The sequence below is a fragment of the Pseudomonas fluorescens genome (assembly GCF_002837185.1).
Lineage (GTDB): Bacteria > Pseudomonadota > Gammaproteobacteria > Pseudomonadales > Pseudomonadaceae > Aquipseudomonas > Aquipseudomonas fluorescens_AM.
Genome location: NZ_KZ478027.1, coordinates 1 through 12,692, shown reverse-complemented (window position 1 = coordinate 12,692; position 12,692 = coordinate 1). Strand labels below are relative to the sequence as shown.

General features: G+C 65.8%; 1 protein-coding gene. It reads left to right on the top strand.

Features of this window, described 5'->3' with window-relative positions:
• The coding region (locus CIB54_RS24980; RefSeq protein WP_101221259.1) for a non-ribosomal peptide synthetase at positions 1 to 12,692 on the top strand (12,692 nt) is incomplete at its 3' end.

Sequence of the window (12,692 nt, the reverse complement as noted above, 5' to 3'; positions counted from 1 at the left end):
ATGAATGCTGAAGACTCCTTGAAACTTGCTCGCCGGTTTATCGGGTTGCCCCTGGAAAAACGCCAAGTGTTCCTGCAGGCCCTGCAGAAAGAAGGCGTGGATTTTTCCCGGTTTCCGATTCCGGCGGGGGTGGAGGCAGAGGATCGCCAGGCGCTGTCCTACGCGCAGCAACGCATGTGGTTTCTCTGGCAGTTGGACCCGCAAAGCGGCGCCTATAACTTGCCCGGCGCCGTACGCTTGAAGGGGGCGCTGAGCCTGGACGCCCTGGATCAGGCGTTCGCCAGCCTGGTGGCGCGCCACGAAACCTTGCGCACGGTGTTTCAGCGGCAGGCGGATGAGCGTCTGGTCCAGGTCTCCATCGAACCGTCACGGGTAGTCGAGCACCTGGACCTCAGCACCTTGGCACCTGGTGACCGTGAGCAGGCAGTCAACGCGGCAGCAACGCGTCAGTCGCTGTTGCCGTTCGACCTGGAACACGGCCCGCTGCTGCGCGTGCAGCTACTCAGGCTCGATGCACACGAGCACGTGTTGCTGCTGACCTTGCACCACATCGTCTCCGACGGCTGGTCGATGAATGTGTTGATTGACGAGTTCATCCGTTTTTACGATGCCCATGAACGCAACGAGGCGCCGCAACTGCCTGCACTGGCGATCCAGTACAGCGACTACGCCCTCTGGCAGCGCCGCTGGCTGGAAGCCGGCGAGCAGGCGCGCCAGCTGCAATACTGGCAGGCGCGCCTGGGCGATGAACACCCGGTGCTGGAGCTGCCGACTGACCGTCCACGACCGGCCATGCCCAGTTATCAGGGCACGCGACACACTTTCGAGGTCGACCCGGCGCTGGCCACGCAACTGCGCACGTGCGCGCAAAAGCACAACGTCACCTTGTTCATGCTGCTGCTCGGCGCGTTCAATGTGCTGCTGCATCGCTACACGGGGCAGGGCGATATCCGCGTCGGCGTGCCCATCGCCAACCGCAATCGCACTGAAGTCGAAGGGCTGATCGGTTTCTTCGTCAATACCCAGGTGCTGCGCACCGAGCTGACCGGGCAAACCCGTGTCGCCGAACTGCTGCAAAGCATCAAGGAACACGCCCTGGGTGCCCAGGCTCATCAGGAATTGCCCTTCGAGCGCTTGGTGGAAGCCTTGAAAGTCGAGCGTAGCCTGAGCCATACGCCGCTGTTCCAGGTGATGTACAACCATCAGCCGCTGGTGGCGGATATCGCCTCCGTCAGCACCGCCTCCGGCCTGGAACTGGCCCTGGTGGAATGGCAAGGTCGCACCACGCAGTTCGACCTTACCCTCGACACCTATGAAAAATCAGGCACCTTGCATGCCGCGCTGACGTACGCCAACGACCTGTTCGACGCGCCTTCCATCCAGCGCATGGCCCGCCATTGGATCAGCTTGTTGCAGGCGATGGTGGCGGACGGTGAACAGCGCATCGGCGAGCTGCCGATGCTGGGCGCTCAAGAGCAGCAGGGGCTGGTCAAGGCCTGGAACCAGACAGCCCGGCCGTACCCAACCGAACGCGCGATCCATCACCTGATTGAAGACCAGGCCCAACGCACGCCGGATGCGCCAGCGCTGGTATTCGGTGAGGTCGCCCTGACCTATGCCCAGCTTGACGCGCGCGCCAACCAATTGGCCCATGCATTACGCGAGCGAGGCGTCGGCCCGGACGGGCTGGTGGGTATCTGTACCGAGCGTTCCATCGACATGGTCGTGGGCCTGTTGGCCACCCTCAAGGCAGGCGGCGCCTACGTCCCGCTGGACCCTGAATACCCTGGGGAGCGCCTGGCCTACATGATCGAAGACAGCGGCATCACGCTGCTGCTCAGCCAGCAAAACCTGTTGGCGCGACTGCCGACCGCAGGGATCCAGGTGATTGCCCTGGATCAGCCGGCCGACTGGCTCGACGCCTACAGCACCGCGTCCCCGAACGTCACTCTTCATGGGTTGAACCTGGCCTATGTGATCTACACCTCCGGCTCCACCGGCAAGCCCAAGGGCGCGGGTAACAGCCATCGTGCGCTGGTCAACCGTCTGTGCTGGATGCAGCAGGCCTATGCACTCGATGGCAGCGACGCGGTGCTGCAGAAAACGCCGTTCAGCTTCGACGTTTCGGTGTGGGAGTTTTTCTGGCCGCTGATGACCGGCGCGCGCCTGGTGGTCGCCGCGCCGGGGGAGCACCGTGAGCCGGCACGTCTGATCGAGACCATCGAGCGGCACGCCATCACCACCGTGCACTTCGTGCCGTCCATGTTGCAGGCGTTCATCCATGAGCCAGGCGTAGACGCTTGCGCCAGCCTCAAGCGGATTGTCTGCAGCGGCGAAGCGTTGCCGTTGGACGCGCAGCGCCAGGTGTTCGCCAAGCTGGCGAATGCGGCCTTGTACAACCTCTACGGCCCGACCGAAGCCGCCATCGATGTGACCCACTGGACCTGCATCGACGAGGGCGCCGACAGCGTGCCCATTGGCCGGCCGATTGCCAACCTCGGCACCTACGTGCTCGATGCCCAGCTCAATCCGGTACCGGCCGGTGTCTCGGGCGAGCTGTACCTGGGCGGCACCGGGCTGGCGCGCAGTTACCATCGCCGCCCGGCGCTGACCGCCGAGCGCTTCGTGCCGAGCCCATTCGTGGCCGGCGAGCGCCTGTACCGGACCGGTGACCGTGTGCGTCAGCGCGCCGACGGGGTGATCGAATACCTCGGCCGCCTCGACCACCAGGTCAAGCTGCGCGGTTTGCGCATCGAACTGGGCGAGATCGAAACGCGCCTGATGCAGCACCCGCAGGTGCGCGAAGCCGTCGTCCTGGTACACGGCGGCAAGCAGTTGGTGGCTTATCTGGTCCTTGAAGGCGATGCCCCTGGCGACCTCAAGGCATGGCTGCTCGGCAGCCTGCCGGAATACATGGTGCCGACCCATTTCATCACGCTGGCCAAGCTGCCGGTGACCGCCAACGGCAAGCTCGACCGCAAGGCGCTGCCGCTGCCGGACGCTGCGCCGCAGCAGGCGTTCGCCGCTCCGCAAAACGCCCTGCAACAAGCCTTGGCCGCGATCTGGAGCAGCGTGTTAGGCATCGAGGCCGTCGGCCTGGATGACAACTTTTTCGAACTGGGCGGCGATTCGATCATTTCCATCCAGGTGGTCAGCCGTGCCCGCCAGGCCGGTATCCGCCTCAGCCCGCGCGACCTGTTCCAGTACCAGAGCATCCGCAGCCTGGCGATGGTGGCGAGCTTCGATCAACTGAGCGCTATCGATCAAGGCCCGGTCAGCGGTGAGGTCATCCTGACGCCGGTGCAGCAGGGCTTTTTCGCTCAGGCGATCCCGGCGCGTCAGCATTGGAACCAGTCATTGCTATTGACCCCGCGTGACACCCTGGAGTCCGCCCGGCTCGACGCGGCGGTGATGCAATTGATCCAGCATCACGATGCCCTGCGCCTGCGCTTCGTGGCGCAGGCCGAGGGTTGGCAGCAGCATCACGCCGCGCAGGTCGGCGCATCAGTGTTGTGGCAGGCGCGTGCCGGCAGCGACGCCGACTTGGCCGCGCTGTGCGATGAGGCCCAGCGCAGCCTCGATCTGGAGCAGGGCCCGCTGCTGCGCGCGGTTCTGGTCGACATGGCCGACGGTACCCAGCGTTTGCTGTTGGTGGTGCACCATCTGGTGGTGGACGGGGTGTCCTGGCGCATCCTGCTGGAAGACCTGCAACAGGCTTATCGCGAACAGACGTTGCCGGCAAAGACCAGTGCCTACCAGCACTGGGCGCAGCGGCTGCAAGCCCATGCGCAGGCCCTCGATCACCAACTGTCGTACTGGCAGGCGCAATCGATCGATGCCGAGTTGCCGTGCGATCACCCGGAGGGCGGCCTGCAAAATCGCCTGGGGGCCAAGCTGGAAACGCGCCTCGATGCCGAGCACACGCGCCAGTTGCTGCAAGAGGCGCCGGCGGCCTATCGCACCCAGGTCAACGACCTGTTGCTCACCGCCCTGGCGCGGGTGGTCAGTCGTTGGAGCGGTCAACCCGCCGCGCTGATCGAATTGGAGGGGCATGGTCGCGAAGACCTGTTCGATGGCATCGACCTGACCCGCACCGTCGGCTGGTTCACCAGCCTGTTTCCGCTGCGCCTGCAAGCCGATGGCGAGCTGTCCGGCGCAATCAAGGCGGTCAAGGAGCAACTGCGCGCCGTCCCCGACAAGGGCCTGGGCTATGGCCTGCTGCGCTACCTCGGCGCGCCGCAAGTCCGCGAATCCCTGGCCGGGCTGGCGGCACCACGCATTACCTTCAATTACCTGGGCCAGTTCGACCGCCAGTTCGATGAGTCGGCGCTGTTCGTGCCGGCCGGCGAGGGCAGTGGCCAGGCTCAGGACCCTGAGGCGCCGCTGGCCAACTGGCTGACGGTGGAAGGGCAGGTGTATGGCGGTGAGTTGGCCTTGCAGTGGGGCTTCAGTCGCGAGATGTTCGACACCTCGACCATCCAGCGCCTGGCGGATGAATACGCCACTGAACTCAAGGCTCTGATCGAACATTGCTGTGCCACGCCGGCCGGGCAGGTCACGCCAGCGGATTTCCCCCTGGCACGCGTCACCCAAGCGCAACTGGATGCATTGCCGGTGGCCGGGCCGGCCATCGCGGATGTTTACCCGCTGTCGCCGATGCAGCAGGGCATGCTGTTCCACACGCTGTTGGAGCCCGAGGCCCAGGCCTATATCAACCAGTTGCGGCTGGACATCGACGGTCTCGATCTGCTCGCGTTCGGGCGCGCCTGGCAGGCCGCGCTGGACCGCCACGACATCCTGCGCAGCAGCTTCCATTGGCTGGGCCTGGACAGCGCGCATCAGGTGATCCAGCGCCAGGTCGACCTGCAACTGCAAGTGATTGAAGACGCCCATGCCGATTTCGATGCCCTGGCCAACGCCGAGCGTGAGCGCGGCTTCGAACTCAACGCCGCGCCGCTGTTTCGCTTGAGGCTGGTGCGTGGTGCGGGAACGACCTGGCACCTGATTTTCACCAGCCACCACATCCTCATGGATGGCTGGAGCAACGCTCAATTGCTCGGCGAAGTGCTTGCTCATTATGCGGCCCAGACCGTGCCTGCACCGCTCGGGCAATTTCGCGATTACCTGGGCTGGCTGCAACAGCAAGGCAACGGCGAAGCATTCTGGAAAGCCGAGCTGGCGCCATTGCAGGCGCCGACGCGATTGGCCCAAGCGCTGCGCGCGCCGGTTGAAGGTTCGGGTACTGCGGAGCATCACGTCGTGTTGGGCAGTCACTTCACTCATAACCTCGGTGAGTTCGCCCGCCAGCACAAGGTGACCCTCAATACCCTGTTGCAGGGTGCCTGGAGCCTGCTGCTGCAACGCTACACCGGGCAGGCTTGCGTGGCGTTCGGCGCCACCGTGGCCGGGCGTTCCGCGCCGTTGCCGGGGATCGAGCAGCAGTTGGGCCTGTTCATCAATACCTTGCCGATCATCAGCGCCGCCTCGCCGGCGCAGTCGGCCGCCAGTTGGCTCAGCCAGTTGCAGGCGCAGAACCTCAGCCTGCGTGATCACGAGCATGTGCCGCTCTACGACATCCAAGGCTGGGCCGGCCAGCAAGGCGCCGCGCTGTTCGATACGCTGCTGGTGTTTGAAAACTTCCCGGTGGCCGAAGCCCTGAAACAAGGCGCGCCGGCCGGCCTGACCTTCGGGCCGCTGCATAACCATGAGCGCACCCATTACCCATTGACCCTTGGTATCGAACTGGGCACCGGCCTGCGCCTGGAGTTCAGCTACGACCGTGCGCAGTTCAGCGCGTCTCAGGTCACGCGGCTGGGGGACAACCTGCAGCATCTGCTGGCGCAACTGCTGGCCGACGCTCACATCCCCCTGGGCAATCTGCGCCTGCTTGACGCCACCGCGCAGCGCGATGTGCTTGCCCTCAGCCAGTTGCCCGCCACCGCCCGACGTGATCAACACGCCCATGAGCGCATTGCTGCCCAGGCCCAGGCCACGCCGGACGCACTGGCGGTGCAGGCCGGCAGCGAACGCTTGAGCTACGCCCAGCTCAACGCACGAGCCAACCGCCTGGCCCACCGCCTGCTGGAACTGGGCGTCGGCCCCGGCCAGCGCGTGGGCCTGGCGTCGCGGCGCGGTCCGCAACTGATCGTCAGCCTGCTGGCGGTGCTCAAGAGCGGCGCGGCCTATGTGCCGCTGGACCCGAAATACCCCACCGAGCGCCTGGCCTACATGCTCGCGGACAGTCGCCTGGACCTGCTGCTCAGCGAAACCGGCTTGCTGACCGATGTGCCGTTGCCGGCCGGGCTGACCCGTGTCGAGTTCAGCGCCACAGGTGTTGAGTTGGCCGACTGCCCGGCAACCAATCCGCCGAATCACGCCGCAGCGGCGGACCTGGCGTACGTGATCTACACCTCCGGCTCCACTGGCCAGCCCAAAGGCGTGGCCATCGACCATGCCGCCCTCGGCCAGTTCTGCGACAGCGCCGTGGTGTACAGCCAGTTGAGCGCACAGGACCGCGTGCTGCAGTTCGCGACCTTCAGCTTCGACGGCTTTGTCGAACAGTGCTACCCGCCGCTGTGCGTGGGCGCGGCGCTGATCATGCGTGGCGATGACCTGTGGGACGCCGGGCAACTGGCGCGGGAGATCGTCGAACAGGGCGTGACCCTGGCCGACTTGCCCGCCGCTTACTGGTACCTGCTGGCCAAGGAATGCGCCATGGACCGTCGCGCCCTGGGCCAGTTGCGCCAGGTGCATGTGGGCGGTGAAGCGATGTCCGTCGAAGGCCTGCGCGCCTGGCATGCCGCCGGATTGGGCGCTGTGCGGCTGGTCAACACGTATGGGCCGACCGAGGCGACAGTGGTGTCCAGCGTGCACGCGTGCCAACTGCATGATGCCAGCGACGCGTTCGGTGTGCCGATCGGGCACGCGATTGAAGGGCGTTCGCTCTACGTGCTCGACAGCAGTTTCCAATTGCTGGCGACCGATGGCGTGGGCGAATTGTGCATCGGCGCCGAAGCCGGCCTGGCCCAGCGCTATTTCGACCGCCCGGCGCTGACCGCCGAGCGCTTCCTGCCCGACCCGTTTTCCGCCGTCCCCGGTGCGCGGCTCTACCGCAGTGGCGACCTGGCCCGTTACAACGAGGCGGGTGCGCTGGAGTACGTCGGGCGTATCGACCATCAGGTGAAGATTCGCGGCTTGCGTATCGAAATCGGCGAAATCGAGGCCGGCCTGCAAGCCTTGCCGCAGGTGCGTGAAGCGGCAGCACTGGCGCTGCCGAGCGCAACGGGCACGCAGTTGGTGGCATACGTGGTGCCCGCTGAGGGCATCGCCTTGGACACACAGGCCCTGGCGGCCCGTTTGCGTCAGTCGCTGCCGGAGTACATGGTGCCCGGGCAGTGGGTGGTGCTCGATGCCTTGCCGTTGAACAACAACGGCAAGCTTGACCGCCGCGCACTGCCGGCGCCGGACCTGAACCCGTACACCCAGGCCTACGTTTCGCCACAAACCGCGCTGCAGAGCCAGTTGGCGGCGATCTGGCAGGCGGTGTTGCAGGTTGAGCAGGTCGGCCTGGAGGATCACTTCTTCGAGCGCGGCGGCCACTCGTTGCTGGCCACCCAGGTGATCTCCCGGGTACGGCATGCGCTCAACCTGGAAGTGCCATTGCGTACGCTGTTCGAACAGCCGACCCTGCACGCGTTTGCCGACGCCTGTGCGGCGTTGCAGATGAGCACGGCGCAGCCGTTGGTGGCTATTGAACGCGGCGGGCCGCTGGCGTTGTCCTTCGCCCAGGAACGCCAATGGTTCCTCTGGCAACTGGACCCCGCCAGCGCGGCCTATCACGTTCCCACCGCCCTGCACCTGCGCGGTCAGCTGGACATCGCCGCGCTGGAACACGCGTTCCAGGCCCTGGTACAACGCCATGAGCCGCTGCGCACCACCTTTGTGGAACAGGGCGAGCAGACCTTGCAAGTCATCCATCCAGCGCTGGCAGTGACCATCGAGCGCCAGCGCGTCGATGTGAGGGCGATCGAACAGGCGGTGGTCGAGGAAATCCAGCGCCCCTTCGACCTGCGCAGTGGCCCGCTGATGCGCATCAAATTGCTGGAAGTGGCGGCGCAGCATCATGTGCTGGTGGTCACTCAGCATCACATCATCTCCGACGGTTGGTCGATGCACGTGATGGTCGATGAGCTGGTGGCGCTCTACCAGGGCGACTGCGCATTGCCGGCGTTGCCGGTCCAGTACGCCGACTATGCCCAATGGCAGCGTGACTGGATGGCGGCCGGGGAAAAACAGCGCCAGCTCGATTACTGGTGCGCGCGCCTGGGCAGTGAACACCCGGTGCTGGAGCTGCCTCTGGACCATCCGCGCCCGGCGGTGCAAAGCCATCGCGGCGCGCGCCAGAAGATCCATCTGGACAGCCCGCTGGTGGCCGAACTCAAGGCGTTGGCCCAGCGTCAGGACGTGACCTTGTTCATGCTGTTGCTGGCCTCGTTCCAGACCGTGCTGCATCGCTACAGCGGTCAGTCCGAGATCCGTGTCGGCGTGCCGATCGCCAACCGCACGCGCCTGGAAACCGAACGGCTGGTGGGTTTCTTCGTCAATACCCAGGTCATGCAGGCCGAGCTGCACGGGCAAATGCCTTTCGCGCAGTTGCTGGCCCAGGTCAAGGAGCGCGCCCTCGAGGCCCAGGCGCATCAGGACTTGCCATTCGAGCAACTGGTGGAAGCCTTGCAGCCCGAGCGCAGCCTGAGCCATAACCCGCTGTTCCAGGTGATGTTCAACCATCAGGACAGCCTGCGCGCTGGCCCCGTGCACGTGCAGGGCCTGGCATTGCAGGCGCTGGACTGGGCCGCCCACACCACTCAGTTCGACCTGAACCTGGAAACCGAAGAGTCCGAAGATGGCCTGTGGGCGTCGCTGACGTACGCCACCGACCTGTTCGAGCCGGCGACCGTGGAACGCCTGGCCGGGCATTGGCATAACCTGCTGCGCGCCGTGGTGCGCGATGAGTCACAGGCGCTCGACGAGCTGGCGATGCTCAGTGCGCCGCAGTGGCAGCAGATGGTGGAGGCGTGGAACCACACGCCAGCCGATTACCCGCGCGAACAGTGCGTGCACCAGGTGTTCGAGGCGCAAGCGCTCGCCCGCCCGGATGCCATCGCACTGCGCTTCAATGATGTCAGCCTGAGCTACGCCGAACTCAACCGCCGGGCCAATCGCCTGGCGCACCGGTTGATCGCGGCGGGCGTCGGCCCCGATGTGCTGGTGGCGGTGCATGTGGAGCGCTCGCTGGACATGGTGGTCGGCCTGCTGGCGACCCTCAAGGCCGGCGGCGCCTATGTGCCGCTTGATCCGCAGTTCCCGGCGGACCGCCTGGCGTTCATGCTCGAAGACAGCGATGCCCGGGTGCTGCTGACCCAGGCGCATTTGCGCGATCGTCTCCTGCAGCCCCAAGACCTGCAGGTGTTGCTGACCGACGACTGCGACGGTGACGCACACAATCCGCAGGTAGACATTACGCCGCAGCACCTGGCCTACGTCATCTACACCTCCGGCTCCACCGGCACGCCCAAAGGCGTGATGGTGCGGCACCAGGCGTTGTGCAGCTTTACCTGCGGCATGGCCGATACCTTGTCCATTGGCGGCGCTGCGCGCCTGTTGTCGTTGACCACGTTCTCATTCGACATCTTCGCCCTGGAGCTTTATGTGCCGCTGAGTGTCGGCGCGACGGTGCTGTTGAGCGAGCAGGCCGTGGCCTCCGACCCGGAAGCCATCCTCGACCTCGCCCACGGCCAGGCAGCCAGCGTGCTGCAGGCCACGCCGTCGACCTGGCGCATGCTGCTCGACAGCCCGCGTGCGCACCTGCTGCGCGGTATCCAGTGCCTGTGCGGCGGCGAAGCGCTGCCGGCTGACCTGGCCCGGCGCCTGCTCGATCTGCAAGGCCCGGTGTGGAACCTCTACGGGCCGACGGAAACCACCATCTGGTCGGCGGCCCATCGCTTGCACGAGGCGCAGCCTTTTGTCGGACGGCCCATCGCCAATACCTCGCTGTTCATCCTCAATGCCGGGCTTACCCCCTGCCCGCAGGGCGCGGCCGGCGAGCTGCTGATCGGCGGGGTCGGCCTGGCGCGTGGTTATCACGCGCGGCCGGCGCTCACCGCCGAGCGTTTTGTACCGGACCCGTTTGGCGCGCCTGGCGCACGCCTGTACCGCACCGGCGACCTGGCGCGTTACCGCGCAGACGGCGTGGTCGAGTACATCGGCCGCGTCGACCATCAGGTCAAGGTGCGCGGCTTCCGTATCGAGCTGGGTGAAATCGAAGCCTGCCTGCGTGAGTACCCAGGTGTGCGTGAAGCCGTGGTGCTGGCGGACAACGACCGCTTGATCGCCTACCTGGTGACCACCACGACGGTGGATTCACAGGCCTGCAAAGCCGCGCTGCGCGAGCGGCTGCCGGATTACATGGTGCCGTCGCACTTGCTGGTCCTCGAGCGCCTGCCGCTGACTCCCAACGGCAAGCTTGACCGCAAGGCCTTGCCCAAGGTCGATGCCGGGCAGTTGCACAAGGGGCACCTGGCGCCCGTGACCGCGCGCGAACAACAGGTCGCGGCGATCTGGGCCGAGGTGCTGGAGGTGCCGCAGGTCGGCCTCGACGATCATTTCTTCGAGCTGGGTGGGCACTCCCTGCTGGCCACGCGGGTGGTGTCGCGGGTGCGTCAGGCGCTGGCGCTGGAAGTCGCGCTCAAGACCCTGTTCGAGCAGCCCTTGCTCGGCGATTTCGTGCGCGCTCTGGGCGAGGAGGGCAGCACCGCACCGGCGCTGCTCAAGGCTGACCGTACGCACCCCTTGCCGTTGTCCTATGCCCAGGAGCGTCAATGGTTCCTCTGGCAACTGGACCCGCACAGCGCCGCTTACCACATCCCCAGTGCCTTGCGTCTACAGGGCCCACTGGACCAGGTCGCACTGCAGCGCAGTTTCGACACCTTGTTGGCCCGCCATGAAAGCCTGCGCACTCACCTGCGCCAGGAGGCCACGGGCGCGGTGCAGGTCATCGAAGCGGTCGGCCGGATCGAGATCGACCGGGGCGCCTGCGAGTATGCCGACCTCAAGGCTACCGTCGCCGCCGAGGTCGCACGCCCCTTCGATTTACTGCGCGGGCCGCTGTTGCGGGTCACGTTGTTGCGCCTGGCCGAGGACGACCACGTGCTGGTGCTGGTGCAGCACCACATCGTCTCCGATGGCTGGTCGATGCAATTGATGGTCGAAGAACTGGTGCAGCTGTACGCCGCGTTCAGCCAGGGTCACACCCCCGATCTGCCGGCGTTGCCGATCCAGTACGCCGACTATGCCGTATGGCAGCGCAACTGGATGGAGGCCGGCGAGCAAACGCGTCAACTGGCCTATTGGCGTGAACAGTTGGGCGGCGAGCAGCCGGTGCTGGAGCTGCCGTTCGACTTCCCGCGCCCGGCGTTGCCAAGCCATCGCGGTGCGCGCCTGGGCATCGACTTGGCGCCAGGTCTGCTGGAAGGCCTGCGCACCCTGGCCCGCAACGCCGGCGTCACCTTGCCGATGGTGTTGTTGGCGTCCTACCAGGCGCTGTTGCATCGCTACAGTGGCCAGGAAGACGTGCGCGTCGGCGTGCCGGTTGCCAACCGCAACCGCCTGGAAACCGAGGGTCTGATTGGTTTCTTCGTCAACACCCAAGTGCTCAAGGCCGACCTTCACGGGCAGATGAGCGTCGAGCAACTGCTGCGCCAGGTGCGCCAGCGCTCCCTGGACGCCCAGGCCCATCAGGACCTGCCGTTCGAACAGTTGGTGCAAGCACTGCATCCGGAACGCAGCCTCAGCCTGAGCCCGTTGTTCCAGGTGCTGTTCAACCACCGCGTAACGTCCGCCGAGCGTCAGTTGCAGCAACTGACCGACCTGCACATCGAGGTCCTGGGCTGGGATGACGGCGTGGCCCAGTTCGACCTGGCGCTGGACGTGGAAGAAAGCCCGACGGCGCTGCATGCCTCCCTGAGCTATGCCACCGACCTGTTTGCGCCCGCCACCATCGCGCGCATGGCCGGGCATTGGCAGAACCTGTTGCAGGCGATGGTGGCCGATCAGACTCAAGCCATCGGCCAGTTGCGCGTGTTGGATCAGGACGAGCAGCAGCACATCCTGCAACTGTGGAACTGCACCGATGCCGGCTACCCGTCCCAGCGGCTGGTGCATGAGTTGGTCGCCGACCGTGCCCGGGAGACTCCGGATGCGGTGGCGGTGAAGTTCGATGCGCAAACCCTCAGTTACGCTGAGCTCGACACCCAGGCCAACCGCCTGGCCCACGCACTGATTGCCCGTGGCGTCGGCCCGGAAGTGCGCGTGGCGATTGCCATGCCGCGCAGTGCCGAGATCATGGTGGCGTTCCTCGCGGTGCTGAAGGCCGGTGGCGTGTACGTGCCGCTGGACATCGAATACCCGCGTGATCGCCTGCTGTACATGATGCAGGACAGCCGCGCGCAACTGCTGCTCAGCCATACCCGCGCCCTGGCGCAACTGCCGGTTCCCGATGGGCTGGAGACCCTGGCCATTGATCGTACCGAGCAATGGGCGCACTTGAGCAACAGCGCGCCGAACGTCGCGCTCGACGGTGACAACCTCGCCTACGTGATCTACACCTCCGGTTCCACCGGCATGCCCAAGGGCGT